The 15969-nt window shown below is 68.5% G+C and carries 16 protein-coding genes; all 16 read right to left on the bottom strand.

Going from position 1 to position 15969, the window contains the following annotated elements:
- Window positions 1–103: 103 nt before the first annotated feature.
- Window positions 104–520 carry a TadE/TadG family type IV pilus assembly protein gene (locus Mal64_RS18080; RefSeq protein ID WP_146402956.1) on the bottom strand — a complete coding sequence of 139 codons (417 nt, stop codon included), beginning with the start codon at window positions 518–520 and terminating at the stop codon, window positions 104–106.
- A 123-nt stretch (window positions 521–643) separates the two neighbouring features.
- The gene (locus Mal64_RS18075; protein ID WP_146402954.1) at window positions 644–1768 is read right to left on the bottom strand and encodes a vWA domain-containing protein; all 1125 of its coding nucleotides are present in this window, start codon (window positions 1766–1768) and stop codon (window positions 644–646) included.
- Between the two features lie 33 nt (window positions 1769–1801).
- Window positions 1802–2233, bottom strand: coding sequence for a TadE/TadG family type IV pilus assembly protein (locus Mal64_RS18070; protein ID WP_146402951.1), 432 nt, complete (start codon window positions 2231–2233; stop codon window positions 1802–1804).
- Entirely contained in the window at window positions 2230–2685 is a 456-nt protein-coding gene (locus Mal64_RS18065; RefSeq protein ID WP_146402949.1) for a hypothetical protein, read from the bottom strand. Before Mal64_RS18065 ends, Mal64_RS18070 begins: the two co-directional genes overlap by 4 nt.
- A gap of 243 nt (window positions 2686–2928) precedes the next feature.
- Entirely contained in the window at window positions 2929–3594 is a 666-nt protein-coding gene (hisH, locus tag Mal64_RS18060) for an imidazole glycerol phosphate synthase subunit HisH (RefSeq protein ID WP_146402946.1), read from the bottom strand.
- A 151-nt stretch (window positions 3595–3745) separates the two neighbouring features.
- Window positions 3746–4606 (bottom strand): OmpA/MotB family protein, encoded by an 861-nt coding sequence (locus Mal64_RS18055; protein WP_197525869.1) that lies wholly within the window; start codon window positions 4604–4606, stop codon window positions 3746–3748.
- A gap of 193 nt (window positions 4607–4799) precedes the next feature.
- Complete coding sequence (locus tag Mal64_RS18050; RefSeq protein ID WP_146402942.1) at window positions 4800–5273, bottom strand: hypothetical protein; 474 nt, start codon at window positions 5271–5273, stop codon at window positions 4800–4802.
- Between the two features lie 235 nt (window positions 5274–5508).
- Window positions 5509–6855 (bottom strand): prepilin peptidase, encoded by a 1347-nt coding sequence (locus Mal64_RS18045; protein WP_146402940.1) that lies wholly within the window; start codon window positions 6853–6855, stop codon window positions 5509–5511.
- A gap of 58 nt (window positions 6856–6913) precedes the next feature.
- Window positions 6914–7450, bottom strand: coding sequence for a shikimate kinase (locus Mal64_RS18040; RefSeq protein ID WP_146402938.1), 537 nt, complete (start codon window positions 7448–7450; stop codon window positions 6914–6916).
- A 112-nt stretch (window positions 7451–7562) separates the two neighbouring features.
- On the bottom strand, window positions 7563–9062 hold the full coding sequence (gene aroE, locus Mal64_RS18035; RefSeq protein ID WP_146402936.1) for a shikimate dehydrogenase: 1500 nt from the start codon (window positions 9060–9062) through the stop codon (window positions 7563–7565).
- A 156-nt stretch (window positions 9063–9218) separates the two neighbouring features.
- A complete protein-coding gene (mutL, locus tag Mal64_RS18030; RefSeq protein ID WP_146402934.1) occupies window positions 9219–11201 on the bottom strand; it encodes a DNA mismatch repair endonuclease MutL in 1983 nt (660 codons plus the stop codon).
- Window positions 11202–11466: 265 nt separating this feature from the next.
- A complete protein-coding gene (locus tag Mal64_RS18025) occupies window positions 11467–12885 on the bottom strand; it encodes a sigma-54-dependent transcriptional regulator (protein WP_146402932.1) in 1419 nt (472 codons plus the stop codon).
- A gap of 95 nt (window positions 12886–12980) precedes the next feature.
- Window positions 12981–13802: a two-component system sensor histidine kinase NtrB gene (locus Mal64_RS18020; protein WP_146402930.1), complete on the bottom strand. Its 822-nt coding sequence runs from the start codon at window positions 13800–13802 to the stop codon at window positions 12981–12983.
- Window positions 13803–13873: 71 nt separating this feature from the next.
- Window positions 13874–14359, bottom strand: coding sequence for an ExbD/TolR family protein (locus tag Mal64_RS18015; RefSeq protein ID WP_146402928.1), 486 nt, complete (start codon window positions 14357–14359; stop codon window positions 13874–13876).
- A 50-nt stretch (window positions 14360–14409) separates the two neighbouring features.
- Entirely contained in the window at window positions 14410–14883 is a 474-nt protein-coding gene (locus Mal64_RS18010; protein ID WP_146402926.1) for an ExbD/TolR family protein, read from the bottom strand.
- Window positions 14884–15044: 161 nt separating this feature from the next.
- Window positions 15045–15866: a MotA/TolQ/ExbB proton channel family protein gene (locus Mal64_RS18005; RefSeq protein WP_146402924.1), complete on the bottom strand. Its 822-nt coding sequence runs from the start codon at window positions 15864–15866 to the stop codon at window positions 15045–15047.
- Window positions 15867–15969 lie beyond the last annotated feature (103 nt).

Raw genomic sequence — 15969 nt, 5'->3', positions numbered from 1 at the left:
TATGGGGGCGATGAGGTGGCAGTCACCCGATCCTATCACCCCGTTCTAAGATTCCTTTCCTGGCGTGTCTCGGCGCCCTTGGCGTCTTGGCGGTTCAAAAGAGTCAGATCGAGTTGGCCCGCTGCGTGCGTTGCGTGGAAACGGCGCGGATTGTTGAGGAGCCGGTGAACTTGGGCGCCACCAAGGCGTTGCTGCTCATCGGGATTTCGACCGTCACGGTCACACGCTCGGTCGCTCGGGTGATCGTCCGCGGGGCGACCGTCACCCGGGCGTCGCGGGCGCCGACGATCCGCAGCAGGCGGTTCGCCTCGGCTTCGGCCTCGGCGACATTGGCGCCCGGCACGATCACCCTCCGCGCCGCCTCGTAGGCGGCGTTGTCGGCCGTGTGCCGCATGACGTTCATCCAGGTGAACTCGAACATCGAGAACAGCACCAGGAAGAACAGCGGCGCCACGAGGGCGAACTCCACCGTGGTGGCGCCACGGCGTGCGGGCGTCGGTCGTCGTTTCGTGTGCGTCATTGGCTCGAAGGGTCGTGCGTATTCCCTCCCCCTGGTGGGGAGGTCTAGGGAGGGGGGCGTCCCGGGTAACAGGGTTCTCACCCCTCCCCCCGCCTCTCCCCATCAAGGGGAGGGGAGTCATCACTATTCTGTCAGCAGCACAGGCAGCGTGCGGGCGATCTCCTGAAACGCCGCGGCCAGGTCGGCCGCGGTGTCGGCGTGGAAGTGGCGCCCGCCCGTGATGTCGGCCACCTGCCGCATCAGGTTCTGGTCGGCGCCGCGGCTGAACGACACGGTGTTCACCGTGATGTTCGCGTCGGCGGCGTCGCGGGCCACTCGCACCGGGCTCACGCCCGTGTTGTGCAGGCCGTCGGTCATCAGCACGATCGTCTTGACGGCGAACGGTCGGGCGTTCGCCAGCGAGCGGATCCCCTCACGCAGGCCCTCGCCAACCGCCGTGCTGCCGCCGATGCCGTTCGCCATGAACGACGCCATCTCGACGTTCACGGCCGAGTAGTCTGGTGTGAGCGAGACCCGCAGGTCGGATTGTTGGAAATCGAGGAGGCCGTTGCGGCACCGCGTGCGGAAGCGGCTGCTGTAGCTCGCCAGGGCGAGGTGCTCGTTCGGCAAGGACTCGTCCAGTTCGGCGACAAACACCGCCACGGCTTGCACCAAGGCAAAGAACCGGGTGTCGGTGGTGAGCGGGCCGCAGTTCTGGCCGTTGCGGTCGCCGCGGGTGCGGAGGTCGAGCCCCATCGAGCCGGAGCGGTCGATCACCACGCAGATGTCGCGGTCGAGCACCGTGGAGGTGGCGGTGTGGACCGGCTGGAAGTTGGGCACGTTGAGCATCCGCCCGAACAGCAGCCCGACCGGCCCGGAGGGCGAATCGGCCGTGCGGCGGCCGTTCACCCGCACGCCACTAGTGGGGGCGGCGCCGGGCGTGAAGACAAACTTCCCGCTCCGCTCGTTCAGCGCCGAGCGTCCGAACACGACGTCGTTCGGGTCGAGCACCAGCGGCGCGCCGGCCACCGGGTTGCGTGCGGCGGCCTCGAGGGCGGCCGCGCGGGCCTCGGCGATGTTTTGTTCGAGCGACAGCTCCTTGGCCCCGGCCCGGCTGGCGGCGTCGGTCGACGTGCGCAGTTCGGTCCGCGCGAGCTGCATCCACGCGATGTCGACCGCCAAGGCGGCCATCAACGCGAAGATGGGCATCAGAACCGCGACGAGCACCAGGATGGCTCCGCGGCGTGGGTTTCTTGGGCGAGTCTTCATGGCGTGTTTGGCGACCGCTTGGGGCGGACCGGGTCAGAATTCCTTCATCATCGAGGCGCTCGAACGGAGCACCATGCCGCGATAAAAGCGGGCCGGGATCACGCCGTTGCGATCGGTCGGCGCGGTGACCGTGACGTTGAAAAACTCTCCCGGTTCGAGAGCCGCCAGGTTGGCCGGGTCGATCTGGGCGTCGCCGCCGCGGACCCCGCGGTCGTTGAGCACTTGCATGCAAGCGGCCCGCACCTGCTGGGCCGTGGCGTCGGGACGGATGCCTGCGCCGACGCCCTCGTACGAGGCCACGGCAAGCGACTGCTTGAGGAACACCATCGAGCAAGCCTCGATCATGCCCATCAGCAGCAGGATCAGCACCGGCAGACAGACGGCGAATTCGGCCGCGGCCGCGCCCCTGCGACGGGAGTGGTTGGGTGCGCCGGCGTTACGGCGATTGCGAGTGAGAGAGATCACGAGGCTGCGCCCTGCTGGTCGTTATCGGGGCTGGGCTGCTCGCTCTTGGCCAGCCGGTCGACCACGCGGTTGAAGTCGACCGCCAGCTCTTGCCAGAAGTCGGCCCCGCGGAACTCGATCTTCTCCGGCGCGCCGCCCTCGGCAAGCTTGTGCGTGGCGGTGCGGAGCCGGTAAATCGGGCCGGCGAAGCGGTTGCTCAACCGGATCGAGTCATAAATAAACGCCGGCGCAAGGCAGGCGATCGCCAGCAGCATCGGGCCGTACGACCACCACGCCTCGACGGCGTGCTCGCCCACGGGCTTGAACGGGTCGCTCATCCAACGCAGCAGGAACGCCACGCTCGCCACCACGGCAAGAAAAAGGAACCAGTGGCCGATCAGGCGCCGGGCCAACGCGCCCTGCACCTCGCGGTCAACGAATTCGATTTTGCGGCGGATCTTCTTGGGTTCCATCGGGAAGACCGAAAGGGGCAGGGGGGCAGAGGCGGCGCGCCCAGCGCGCGCCGTAGTCTGCTGAAGGCTATCTCCGCCGCTGTGGACGGGCGCAAGCCGGCGCAAGAATGCGCGGACCTCCTCTGCGATCCCGGCGGATCAACACGCACGACCCGCACGACCGTCAGCGGGTCCGGCCGACGGGGGTGGCCGAAGGGGCCCCGCCCCATGGGAACTCAGCCGGGGGCAGACCCGGCCAACGCTCTAGACGCCCGCCGCCCCCTGGACGACCGGCAGCTCGGCGAAGTTGCGCAGCACCCGCAGGCCGTTGGCCTGGCTCTTCTCGGGGTGGAACTGGGTGGCGAAAAGATTGTCGCGCCAGACAGCCGCGCAGAACGGCCCGCCGTAATCGGCCTCGGCGGCGACCACCGAGTCGTCCGCGGGAGCCACGTAGTACGAGTGGACGAAGTAGAAGTGCGCCCCCTCGTCGACGCCCGTGAACAGCGGGCAGGGGCGGCCGTCGGCCGCCGGGGGGAAGCGGAGCTGGTTCCATCCCATGTGGGGGATTTTCAGCTCTTGAGGCCAAGGGGACTCGCCCTGCGAGCCGAACCGCACCACACCGCCTGGCAGCAGCCCCAGGCCTTGGTGGACGCCGTCTTCGTAACTCGTGTCGAACAGCATCTGCAGGCCGAGGCAGATGCCCAAGAAGGGCCGCCCCGAGGCGACGAACGCCTTGATCGGCTCCTCGAGACCCCGCGAGCGGAGGGCCGCCAACGCGTCAGCGCTCGCTCCCACGCCCGGCAGCACCACACGGCTGGCGCGGGCCACCTCATCGGGGTCGGACGTGATTTGCGCCTCTTGTCCCACCCGCTCAAAAGCCTTCTGAACGCTCCGCAGGTTGGCCATGTCGTAGTTGATGATGACGATCAAATCAGCGCACCGGGTAGAGAATGCTGGGACGTGGGGAGGCCGCCCAAGGACCTGCGGTCGTCGGGCGCCCCCCGGGTACCAGCGTAATGCAGCCGGTCCGCCCGCTCCAGCCGGAGCGGCGTCGCCGCCGGGAGGTTGGCCGCCTTGCGTCTTAGCGCAGCGGCGCCGTTTCGGGGTAGATCACCAGCTCGATGCGGCGGTTCTGCTTGCGGCCCGCCTCGGTGGCGTTCGAGACCCGCGGGTGGTTCGCCCCGTGCCCGATCAGGAAGACCTGGTTGGCCGGGAGCGACGCGCCGCGTCGCACGGCGTCGTAGACGGCCGTCGCTTGGGCGATCGACAGGTGGTGGCTGGTCGGGAAGTGGGCCGACGCGACCGGGGCCCCGTCGGTGTGCCCCTCGATGCCGATCAGGTGCTGCGGGTAGGCGGTGAGCACACTGCCGAGCGCGCCGCGCAAGAGCTGCTCGCCGCCGGGGGTGAGGCTCGCCCCGCCGGGGGCGAAGAGCTCGTCGCTCGAGAGCGCGACGCGGATCACGTCGCCGTCTTGCCGGGCGTCGACGCCCGGCAAATTGCGCAGCTCCAACGGCCGCATCAGCGTGCTGTTGGGTCGCATGTACTCTTGGGCCGGCTGGCTCACCGAGGCGACGAGCGCCTCGGTCTTCTGCTTGAGTTGCGAATTGTCTTGCTGCGTGGCGGCCAGCCGGTCGGCCGTCGCCTTGAGCTGCCCCTGCGTGGCGACGATCTGGTCCCTCAGCAGCTGGGCCTGCTGACGCGACTGGGCCAGCAGCGACTCGAGCTCCTGGTTGTCGCGGTCGAGGGCGTCGGTCCGTTGCTGCAGCTCCAGTTGTTGCTGCGCCAACAGACGCTGCTGCTCTGGCGAGATCTGCAGCGCCTGGGCCTGCTGCGCGGCGTCGGGCCGGAACACGACCCGCCCGCAACCCGATAAGATCGGGAGCAGCGCGGCGGCGAGCAGCATTCGGTGGGCGAGACGCAAGGGCACGGCGGTGGCGAACAAACGGGGGTTGCGAGCGGGCAGCGCGCGAAGAGTAGCAGCCCTCCGCCGGCCGACCAAGCCCGATGCGGCGCCCCCCTAAGGCCCGTGCTAGCACAGGGGCCGGTCGTCGAGATCGTAGATCGGTTCGCTCACAGACGCTGGAATCACCAATAAGAGAAGAATCAAACCCCTAGGTAGTTGGTGCTTGGTCATTTCACCCATGCACGGGGTAATCGCCGTAGAACCGACGGATAAAGTTTCGCCGTCCCCACTGCGGGGCGTGGGCCTCCCAGCCCATGCGCTGCAGGAAGCGGTCGCTCAGACGGCGGTTCGCCGCGTCGCAGAGCAGGGCGTCGGACCTTTTGATCTCGGCCACGCGGTCGAGTGCCTTCAGCGCGGCCCGAAAGGTGGCGTACTTCGCGTCGGGGGTCGTCACCACGTACTTCAGGGCGAGGAACTTCGAGTGCCCACGCGGCTGGTTGTAGTACAGCCAGCAGCGATCGCCTTCGCCTGTGGCGTGATAACGATCGCCGAGCGGCAGCACTTCGCGCAGCGACAGCAACTTGGGCCAGGGCCGCAGGTGGACCGCCCGCAGGGCGCCCGCCTCGGTCTCGATCACGCCATACCGCCGCCGGCGGAGCGTCTCGGTGCCCGCGTCGAGGTCGGCAATCGTCTCAAACCAAGACATTGAGAGGGGCAAGGGGGTCGGGGGTGAGGCTAGAGCGGTTTGCTCATAGGTGTAGACGCTCGGCTCGCGATCGGCGTCATGGCTTCGTCAGCCTGCATCGACAATGCACCGCATTGCCTGCTTCGGCTTCCTCGCCACGCCGCCAATCGCTTCCCCGCTCGTCCACACCAATTCGAAAACCACTCTATAGCCGGCGACCCACGGTCGCCGGGAGGCGTGGTCAAAAACGCCGCCCTCAATCCTCGCTCACTCCCAGCAGCCGCACCTTCACCTGACGCCAAAGAGCGAGCAACACGCCTAGCATCACGAGGCAGACAAGCAGCACAACCGGCACGAGCGGCCCGGCGTCGAAAAGCGGCTCGGTCCGCTCCCACAAGTGCGGCCAACGCACGACAACGAACGCCGCCGCCAGGCAGAGGAACGGGCCGTAGGGGATCACGTCGTCGCGGCGCAGCACGAGCTGCATCACGCCGATCACCAGCCCCGCGAACGGGGCGAGGAAGAAGATCATCAGCCCCGCCTGCCAGCCGAGGAACGCGCCGATCATCATCATCAGCGTCACGTCGCCAAAGCCCATCGCCTCCTTGCCCAAGGCGGCCGATCCGATCAGTCGCACGAGCCACACCAGCCCGCCGCTCAGAACCATGCCCACCAGCGCGGTGAGCAGCCCCTGCCACGCCCCGCCGCCGACGCGCCACGCCATCGCGATCAGCAGCGAGCCGACGATCAGGATCTCGCGCAGCGGCGTGCTGCGCAGGTCGCGGCCGACCCGCACCAGCAGCACCCCGAGCCCACGCAGCACGCCGCCGCGGGCGCGCCAGATGCGCGTCGTGAGCGCGAAGCACCACAGCCAGTAGCAGCCGAGCCCCAGCAGCAGCGAGCCGCTCCCCTGGGGAAAACCGGCCAGAGCCTCGGGCCACACGCGCGGAGCCGCCACGTGCGTCGGTACAAGCCGGACCGGGTCGCCCGCCATGCCGCGCAGCGGCGCCCCCACGGCGGTCGCCAGCTCGACGCTCGCCGGCGGTTGGGCGCCGCTTTCTTGGATGTTGGGCGGCAGCGCGAGCGGCGCGAGGGTCATCAGCACCAAACCCAAGAGCGTGCCGGGGACGGTCACCTCGTCGGGGATGATCTTGTCGTCGATGTCGATCAGTGTGGCGACTAACATCAAGCAGGCCAGCAAGGCGTGGGCCGCGAACGTGGCGTGCGTGGCCCAGGCGAGCGGCGCCGGGTCGAGCCTGGCGGCGGGCGATTGCTCGACGATCAATCCGAGCCCGTCGACCTCGAAGGCGTAAAGCCAAGCGAGCGCCGCGCCGAACAGCGCCTCGACGAGCATCGGCCTCACCCAATAGCCGCGGCCTAGGACGGCGGCGTCGCGACGCAATCTCAGCCAGCCGATCACCGGCAGCCGATCGGCCCAAGTGCGCGGGGCGACGCCCTCGGCCTCGCCCTGCCACGGTGAGAATTGTCGGGGCCGCCACGCCCAGGCGTAGGTCGCCGCGTTGAGCAGGGTCGCGACCGACGCCGCCGCAAAAAACACCACCGCCACGCGCACGGCGAGCGGGATCGTGAGGAGCCAATCCATGCGAGTCGCTTGTGGTGTCCTTGGGCGAGGTTGCGTGCCGGCGACCCTTCGGAAGTGGTTAGCCGCCAAGCCCCAGCTCGGCCACGATCCTCTCGGCCAGCTCGGCGGGGCTCAGCTCGTCCGCCGCGAGCGTAAGCGTAGCACACTCGCGGTAGTGCGGCTCGCGCTCGGCGAGCAGCTGCTCGATCTCGGCCAAGCCGCCACGGTCGGTCAGCTTCGGCCGCCGCGTGGCGGTCGTCGGGTCGGCGCCCAGGCGGTGGTGGATCGTCTCCGCCGTGGCGGTGAGCCAGACCACGGGCCCCGCCGTGCGGACCAGCTCACTGGTCGCCGGCCGAAGGAGCGCCCCGCCCCCCAAAGCGACCACGCAGCGCTCGCGGCCGCAGAGCTCGGCGACAACCGCGGCCTCGGCGTCGCGGAACCCCGGCTCGCCGTCGGCGGCGAAGATCTCGGCGATCGACCGACCCGCCACGCGTTCGACCTCCACGTCCGCGTCGACCCAAGACCAGCCGAGGAGCTCGGCCGCGACGCGGGCGACCGACGTCTTGCCGACGCCGCGGTAGCCGGTCAGGAAGAAACGCGGTGGGGAATCGGGCATGGCTTGTTCATTGGTCCTTCCTGGTGCGAATCGCACAGATGCGTAGCGTGTGTGGCGGTGTGATTCGGCGTCGACAAGGCGAAAACGACGCTACGGCTACCAGCAGTGCGCTCTAGAACTTCACGGGGCCGATCGCCCGCTTGATCGTGTCGCGCATCAGCTCTTTCGAGGCCTCCTGGCCGGTGAAGAGCTTGTACTGCAAAGCCGCCTGGTTGACGAACATCTCGACGCCGGTCGCCACGCGGCAGCCGTGCTCGCGGGCCTCCTTCACGAGCAAGGTCGACTCCGGGTTGTAGACCGTGTCGAACACGATCATGCCGGGCCTGAGGTAAGCCTTGCTGAAGGGCGTCTCGTCGACGTTCGGGTGCATGCCGATCGGCGAGCAGTTCACGAGCACCTCGGGGGCGGCGTTGTGGCGGGCGTTCCAGTCGACCGCACGGCACTCGAACTCCTTGGCGAGCTTCTCGGAGCGGGCCTTCGTGCGGCTGGCGATCGTGATCGCCGCGCCGCGTTTCTTCAGGCCGTACACCACCGCTCGCCCGGCGCCGCCCGCGCCGAGCACCAGCGCGCGCCGTCCGGCGAGCGGGCTGGGGGCGTCGGGCTTCTCGGCCGAGTCGTGCCCGAGCACCTTCTCGAGACAGTCCATCGCCCCCTTGTAATCGGTGTTGTAGCCGATCACCTGACCGTCACGGAAAACGACCGTGTTGACCGCCCCGATCCCCTTGGCCGCCGGGTCGACCTTCGTCAGGTGGCGGGCGATCGCCTCCTTGTGCGGGATCGTCACGCTCAGGCCCTTGATCCCCAGCCGCGGCACGTCCTCGACGAAATCGGCCAACGAGTCGACCGGCACGCGGAACGGCAAGTAGACCGAGTTGAGGTCGTGCTCCCGCAGCTGGGCGTTGTGGATCAACGGGCTGAGGCTGTGGCCTACCGGGTCGGCAATCACGCCGTACAGATCCGTGTCGGCGTTGATCTTCTCGTAGTGGAAGATCTCGGTCATCTGCTGGAAGCTCAGCTGACCGGGCGCCAGGGCGCGCTCGTGGTGGAACGTGGCGTACGTGAAGGGCGCCCCGAACTTGGCGCCGAGGATCCGCGACGGCGTGCCGATGTCGCCCATGCACATCGCCACCGTGGGCTTGTCGTGCTTCTTGATCAGCTCGAGCACCCGCGTGTTGTCGCGCGTCTTCTGCGCCATCGTGGCGATCTTCACGATGTCGGCGTCGAGCCCCGCGAGCTCGGCGTGCAGCTCGTCGAGGTTCTCCGGCGTGTTGCGGAAGTTGTGGTGGCTGATGATCCGCTTGGTCTTGCCGAACCGCGGCACCTGCGAGGCGATGTCGTCCTCCAGGTCGATGTACTCCACACCCGCGACGATCGCCTCTCTGAGCAGCGTGAGCCGGTGCTCCTCGGTGCCGGTGTACTTGCCGCCGTCCGCCTCGCGACGGCAGGTGACGATCACCGGGCAAGGCCGGTCGGCCAGCAGCCTCGCGATGTTCACCCGCGTGCTCAGATAATCGAGCCGCAACTCCACCAGCTGCGCCCCCTGGTCGACCAGGTGGCGGTGTTCGGCGAGCATGTGCTTGTGCCGGCTGCGGCCGATGCTTACGCAAATCATAGAGGAAGGAGAGAGGTCGGAGGCGAGAGGTCAGGGAATGCTCGAGCAGAGCGGGGCCGCGAGGGCGAATCTAATATTGTGTCTCAAGCCAGGGCCGATGGCAAAGGGCTCCGCCGTCACCCCCGGCCTCCCACCACGGACCTTTCACCTCTCCCGTCAAACCCGATCGAACCGGCGGTCGAGCTCGTCGCAGCTAAACTCGAGCGAGGTCGCCCGGCCGTGGGGGCAGTGGTGGTGGTTCTCGGTCCCCGGCCGGGCGGCCAGCAGCGCGGCGATCTCCTCGTCGGTGAGGGGGTCGCCGTACTTCACGGCCGCCTTGCAGCTCATCGAGTGCAAGAGCTCGTCGACGATGTCGCGTTCCGTCACGCCGTCGGGCGCCTCGCCCGAGGCGAGCAGTTTCTCGACCAAGCCGCGCAGCGTCTCCTCGGGACGCAACCGCCTGAGCATCGCCGGGCAGCTCTCGACGAGGACCGTCTCGCCGCCGAACGGCGAGACGTCGATGCCGAGCCGCCCGAGCAGCTCGCGGTTCTCGAGCACGGCGGCCGCCTCTTCGGCGGTGAGGTCGACCGGCTCGGGGACCAGCAACTTCTGCTTCTCGAGCCCGCCGGCCAGCGCCCGCGGTCGGATCTGCTCGTAGAGCACCCGCTCGTGCAGCGCGTGCTGGTCGATCACCTCCATGCCGCTCTCGGTCTCGACCACCAGGTAGCGATTGTGCAGCTGCATCGCCTTGCCGGCGACTGCGAGAGGCTCGGACGGCGTTGTGTACTCAGTGGCGTACTCGGCGGCCTGCTCCGACCGTGGATCAGTGGCGGCGACGCCCATGGCGGCGCCCGTGCGGTCGGGATCGGGCGTGAACCGCCTGAGGGCGAGCGGCTCGCCCACCGGCGTGCGGTCGGCGGGGAACGCCTTGAACGGCGCCGCGCCGCCCGAGCGGCCAGCGGAGGCAGGAGCGTCGCCGTGCGGCCCGTCAAAACGTCGCTGCGACAGCCGGCTCTTGGCCCAGCCGACCAGGTCGCCCTCGCCGGCGGCCGCCTCGGCCGCCTCGTCGCCGTCGCGCGGCTCGGCGCCTTGCTGGCCAAGCGAACGCAGGTCGCTCGCCAGAAACTTGCTGCGCAGCGTGCCGAGCAGCTGGCTGTAGAGCCGGCCCGAATCGACGAACCGCACCTCGAGCTTCGTCGGGTGGACGTTCACATCGACCAGGTGCGGCGGCATCTCGAGCCGCAGGAAGCAGATCGGCGACCGTCCGGTGATCATCAGCCCGCGGTACGCCTCGCCCAGGGCGTGCTGCAGCGCCCGGTCGCGGATCGCCCGGCCGTTGAGCAGCAAGTACTGCAAGCGGTTGTTCGCCCGGCTGTGCGACGGGTGGGCGACAAAGCCGCTGAGCCGCACCGAGCCGGCCGGGCCGCTGTCTTGCTGCTCCTCGAGCGGCTCGTCGCTGGCCACCTCGATCAGGCCGGCGGCCAAGTCGTCGCCGAACAGAGCGGCGATCCTCTCGCGCCAGCCCGTCAGCTCGTCCTGGCGACCTTGCCCGCCGCAGGGCGGCAAATCGTGCAGCGTGCGTCCGTTGTGCGACAACGTGAAGTGGACCGACGGCGCCGCCAGGGCGACCCGGGTGAACGTTTCGGTGACGTGGCCGATCTCGGTCTGGGGCGTCTTCAGGAACTTCTGCCGCACGGGCGTGTTGAAGAACAGATCGCGCACCTCGATGGTGGTCCCCACCGGGCAGCCGGCCGGGGCGACCTCGCCGACCGAGCCGCCGAGCACCGCCAGCTCGGCGCCCTCGGCGGCGCCCTCCTGGCGGCTGCGCAGCAGGAAGCGGCTGATCGCCGAGATCGAAGCGAGCGCCTCGCCGCGGAAACCGAGCGTGCCGACGCGGAACAACTCGTCGGCCGAGGCGATCTTGCTGGTGGCGTGGTTGGTGACGGCCAAGAGCAATTCGTCGGGCGCCACGCCGCGGCCGTTGTCGCTGACCCGCACGAGGTCGGCCCCGCCACGCTCGATCGCCACGTCGACGCGCGTGGCCCCGGCGTCCACGGCGTTCTCCATCAGCTCCTTCACCACCGACGCCGGACGCTCGACCACCTCGCCGGCGGCGATCTGGTTGACGACGGCGGTCGGCAGGGGACGGATCACGGGCATTCGAGCTTCCTTGTTCTTCTGCGCTTCGTTTTAACCACGGATTTCACGGATGGGCACGGATTGGAGATAGCCACGAAAAGGCACAAAAAGGCACGATAGACGACGGCCGAACGGAGGCTGCGTACCGGTTCTTCTTAGAAGGAGTTGGGAACGGAGCCAAAGTCGTCGGCGCCCATCACTTCTTTTTTCTTCGTGCTCTATTGTGCCTTTTCGTGGCTACCGTCCTTCTTTCTATCCGTGCCCATCCGTGCAATCCGTGGTTCGTTCAGTTCAGCCCGTACTCTTTGATCTTGCGGTAGAGAGTCCGCTCGCCAATGCCGAGCATCTTGGCCGCCTCCTCGCGGTTGCCGCCGGTGACTTTGAGCGTCTCGCCGATGAACAGGCCCTCGATCGCCGAGATCGGCTTGCCGACCAGGTCGGCCAACGCGTCGCCGCCGCCGACCCCCGCGCCGCTCTCCGTCGCCTCGCCCGCTTCGCCGGGCGTGTAAAACTGCTCCGGCAGGTCGTCGAGGTCGAGCACGCCGTCGAGGTCGACGACCACCATGCTCTCGACCGCGTTCTTCAGCTCCCGCACGTTGCCCGGCCAGTCGTAAGCCATCAGCCGCCGGCGGGCGGCGGTCGAGACCGAGCCGATCTCCTTGTGGTGGTGCTTGGACTGGGTCTTGAGGAAGTGATCGAGCAACAGCGGCAGGTCCTCGCGGCGCTCGGCCAGACGCGGCAGCCGTACGGTCACCACTTTGAGCCGGTGGTAAAGGTCCTCGCGGAATGTCCCCTCGGCGATCGAGGCCTCCAGGTCGCGGTTGGTGGCCGACAAGATCCGCACATCGACTTTCTTGGGCTCGTTCGACCCGACGCGGGTGATCTCGCCCGACTCGAGGACCCGCAGCAGCTTGATCTGCGTCGGCAACGGCATGTCGCCCACCTCGTCCAGCAGCAGCGTGCCGCCGTCGGCGTACTCGAACTTGCCCACGCGGTCGTGCGAGGCGTCCGTGAACGCCCCTTTGACGTGGCCGAAGAGCTCGCTCTCGAGGATGTTCTCGCTCAGCGCGCCGCAGTTGAGCGCGACGAAGGGCCGCGATTTTCTGGGGCTGTTCTGGTGGATCGCCTGGGCCACGAGCTCCTTGCCGCAGCCGGTGTCGCCCTGGATCAGCACCGTGGCGTCGGTCGGCGCGATGCGGGCCAAGCGCTCGATCACACGCCGCATCGGCTCGCTGTTGCCGACCACCCCCTCGAAGCCGAACCGCTCGTCGAGCCGCCGGCGCAGCTCGGCGTTCGCCCGCCGCAGGTGCTGGCTCCGCGCGGCGTTGTCCACGACCGCCCGCAGCTGCGCCAGGTCGAGCGGCTTGAGCAGGTAGTTGAACGCCCCGCGGCGCATCGCCTCGACCGCCGACTCGACCGTGCCGTGGCCGGTCACGAGGATCACCTCGGCGTCGGGCAGCGTCTCCTTGACCCGGTCCAAGAGCTCGAGCCCGCCGATGCCCGGCATCACGAGGTCCGTGACGACGATCTCGTAAGAGCCGCGGCCGAGCATCTCGGCCGCCTCCTCGCCGCGCTCGGTGACCGAGCACTCGTAGCCGACCTTGCGCAGGCTCTCGGCCATCGCGTCGGCGTGCGCCGCGTCGTTGTCGACAACCAGCACCCGGATCGGCGGCCCCGCCTGGGCCTGTGGTTTCTCCTTTGCCATAGGAGGGAATTATGAGGGATTAGGGGCTAGGGGCTAGGGGCTAGCTACGACCGGAGGTCGTCCGCCTCTAGTCCCTAACCCCTAGTCCCTAACCCCTAGCCCCTCCCATCCGCCGCCAGGCGGGCCACGGCCGGCAGCTCGATTGTGAACCGTGTGCCGCGGCCCAGTTCGCTCTGGACGGCGATCGTGCCGCCGTGGGCCTCGATCAGCTTGAGCGTGGTCGGCAGCCCCAGGCCCGAACCGCCCGATTTGGTGGAGTAAAAAGCCTCGAACATGCGGCCCGCCGTGGCGTCGTCCATGCCCGAGCCGGTGTCGGTGAGGTAGACCGACACGGCCGAGCCGTGCGAGCGGGTCTGCACGACGATCTGCCCGCCATCCTGCATCGCCTGCTTGGCGTTGATCAGCAGGTTCATCAGGGCGCCGCGGAACGCCTCGCGGTCGAGCATCACGCCCGGCAGGTCGGCCTCGAGATAGGGCACGATCTCGATCCCGGCGGCCTCGCACTCCGGCTCGAAGAAGTCGAGCGTGTCGGCGATCTCGACGTTCAGGTCGCGCGGCTCGAGCGTCAGCCGCCGTGTCTTGGCGTAGACCAAAAAGTCGTCGAGCAGGTCGTGCAGCCGGGCGCACTCGCGCTGCACCGCCTCGATCCGCTTGCGAGCGCGCAGCTCGGCGGGCGAGAGGGGCCGGGCGTCCTCGTCGTTCTCGTCCCAGCCGTCAGGAAGCAGGTCCTCGGCCAGCAGCTGCATGTTCAGCCGGATCGTCGAGAGCGGGTTCTTGATCTCGTGCGCCAGGCCGCCGGCGAGCCGGGCGATCTCGGCGTACTGGTCCATCAGCCGCTGGACCGTCTGCTGCGTGGTCGGCGGTTCGTCGCCCCGGGGGGGCGGCTGCGGCGGGCTGTTGCGGGGCGTGGGCTCCATGCCGGTCTATCTTGGCCGAGCCGCCGCCGCGACGCTAGGAGCGCGGCCGGCGCCGCCTGCGGTCGCCCCGCTCACGCCTCGTCGGGTGGCGTGAGCCGCACGCGTTCGATCAGCTGGTGCCGCTGGCCGTTCTCGATGTAGCCGGTGAGCGCCGTGATGGCCCGCATCACGTAGTCGTAGCGCAAGCCGTAGTCGGCGTCGATGTCGACCTCCTGGTCGGTCGCCACGCCGGGGCCGCCGGCGTCGCCCACCAGCGAGCGGACGTGGGCGTGGAGCTTGGCGAAGCGGTCCTCGCCGGTGAACACCAAGTCGCCGAGACGCAACTCGACGAGCTTGCCTTCGCCGTCGGCCGTCATCTCCAGCCGCAGCGTGGGGGTTTCGCTCGGCGGGGCCGGCGACTCGGAAGCGGCGAGCGGCATCCGCACGTTGAAGTCGCCCTCGGGCAGCACGATCTTGAACGTCATGATGAAGAAGATCAGCAGTTGAAACACGATGTCGATCATCGGCGTCATCTGCAGCTCGATCTTGTCGCGATGATCGCTGTGGCGGATCTTCATCGAAGCGAGGCTAGAGGTGAAAGGTCAATTAAGGGGGAGAGAATACGTTGTCACTCGTACAGCGTCGTCACGTCGCTCTGGCGACCACGCAACGCGAAGGTCTCGAAGTCGGCCTCTTGGCACGCCTGGATGATCTCCTGCACCCGTCCCGTGCGGGCGTTGTGGTCGGCGCGGATCACCACGGTGACCTCCGCCAGCCCCACCTTGCCGTAGGCTCGCAGCAGCCGCGCCTCGCGTTTCAGGTCGACCGCCAGCTCCTCGATGCCCGCCTCGCCGGAGCCCAACTCGCGGCTGCCGAACAAGATCGTCTCGTCGGCGGTCATCTGGATCGTGATCGGCTCGACGTAGGCGGTCTCGGGCGGCTTGGCCAACTCGCTGGAGGGGAGGTTCACGCGTTGGTCCTGCTCCGTGTCGGAGAAGTTGATCAGCACCATGAAGAACGCGATCAGCTGGAACGTCATGTCGATCATCGGGGTCATGTCCCCCTCGACGACGCCGGCGTAGGTTTTGCGGTTGAATCGCATGGTTTACTCCCTCCCCCTGGCGGGGAGGGGCGGGGAGGGGGGCAACCCTGGGTACTGGTGCTGCCGCTTTTGAAACATCTGCTGCCTTACTTTCCAATGTTGCCCGTGCGCCAGGGGCTTCCCCCCTCACTAGCCCTCCCCACCAGGGGGAGGGAATAGGATTACTTCCCCACCTTCTGGAAACGGCTCATGAGCCCCTCGCTCGTGATCCCGATCTCCAGCACCAGTTGGGCGATGCGGTTGCGCAGCACGTTGTAGATCGCGATCGCCGGGATCGCGATCGCCAGCCCCACGAGCGTGGTGAACAGCGCGGTCGAGATGCCCTCGGCCAGTGCGCTCGGCTTGGGGGTGGTGGGCGACGTGGCGATCACGTTGAACGATCCGATCATGCCCTGCACCGTTCCCAGCAGGCCGATCATCGGGCTGATCGAGCCGATCAGCGCCATGTAGCCCAAGCGGTGCTCGAGCCGCATGTTCTCCTGCTCGCCGACCTCCTGCATCGCCTCGATCGCCTGGTTGTAGTCGCCGCCGCCCGAGAGCTTGCCGAGCCCGGCGGCCAAGACCTTGCCGAGGAACGACTCGTCGGTGTTGGCCAGCTCGTACGCCTCGGTGTAGCGCTTGGCGTCGAGGTGCGACTCGAACGCCTCGACCAGGTCGGGCGGCGCCAGGTTGCCGCGGCTCGCCTTGAGCGCGTTCATCACGAGCAGCGAGACGAGCGTGAACGAGAGGGCCAAGAAGACCAGGCTGTAACCGATGCCCAGCGACTTGAACGCCCAAGAAAGGTAGCTCGTGCGCGGCGGCTCGGTCGCGGCGGCCGTCGCTTCGGCGGCCACGGCGTCGGCGCCGGGCTGGGCGAGCGCTTCCGGCGCCGCGGCGAGCAGCGCGGCAAACACCACCGCGGCGGCTAGCAGGGCGATCGGCGTAGCGAGCAACGGGCGCGAGCGTGAGGGCGCTTCGGCGCCGGGGCCGCGGGAGAGTGGCATCGCGTGTCCTTGCGGTCGGGTTCGTGGGGCGTGATGAGCGGCGTCAAACACTTAGACCAATCATGCACACTCACCGCGGCCCGGTCCAGAAGCACGCGTGCGG

The sequence above is a fragment of the Pseudobythopirellula maris genome, from assembly GCF_007859945.1.
Lineage (GTDB): Bacteria > Planctomycetota > Planctomycetia > Pirellulales > Lacipirellulaceae > Pseudobythopirellula > Pseudobythopirellula maris.
The sequence above is the reverse complement of the archived record's forward strand: the minus strand, read 5'-3'. Positions and strand labels throughout refer to the sequence as shown.

Coding starts and splice junctions, on each gene's coding strand:
- Mal64_RS18010 (WP_146402926.1), bottom strand. CDS start 14,883: ATGCGATTCAACCGCAAAACCTACGCCGGCGTCGTCGAGGGGGACATG.
- Mal64_RS18015 (WP_146402928.1), bottom strand. CDS start 14,359: ATGAAGATCCGCCACAGCGATCATCGCGACAAGATCGAGCTGCAGATG.
- Mal64_RS18080 (WP_146402956.1), bottom strand. CDS start 520: ATGACGCACACGAAACGACGACCGACGCCCGCACGCCGTGGCGCCACC.
- Mal64_RS18005 (WP_146402924.1), bottom strand. CDS start 15,866: ATGCCACTCTCCCGCGGCCCCGGCGCCGAAGCGCCCTCACGCTCGCGC.
- Mal64_RS18025 (WP_146402932.1), bottom strand. CDS start 12,885: ATGGCAAAGGAGAAACCACAGGCCCAGGCGGGGCCGCCGATCCGGGTG.
- mutL (WP_146402934.1), bottom strand. CDS start 11,201: ATGCCCGTGATCCGTCCCCTGCCGACCGCCGTCGTCAACCAGATCGCC.
- Mal64_RS18020 (WP_146402930.1), bottom strand. CDS start 13,802: ATGGAGCCCACGCCCCGCAACAGCCCGCCGCAGCCGCCCCCCCGGGGC.
- aroE (WP_146402936.1), bottom strand. CDS start 9,062: ATGATTTGCGTAAGCATCGGCCGCAGCCGGCACAAGCACATGCTCGCC.
- Mal64_RS18040 (WP_146402938.1), bottom strand. CDS start 7,450: ATGCCCGATTCCCCACCGCGTTTCTTCCTGACCGGCTACCGCGGCGTC.
- Mal64_RS18065 (WP_146402949.1), bottom strand. CDS start 2,685: ATGGAACCCAAGAAGATCCGCCGCAAAATCGAATTCGTTGACCGCGAG.
- Mal64_RS18045 (WP_146402940.1), bottom strand. CDS start 6,855: ATGGATTGGCTCCTCACGATCCCGCTCGCCGTGCGCGTGGCGGTGGTG.
- Mal64_RS18050 (WP_146402942.1), bottom strand. CDS start 5,273: ATGTCTTGGTTTGAGACGATTGCCGACCTCGACGCGGGCACCGAGACG.
- Mal64_RS18075 (WP_146402954.1), bottom strand. CDS start 1,768: ATGAAGACTCGCCCAAGAAACCCACGCCGCGGAGCCATCCTGGTGCTC.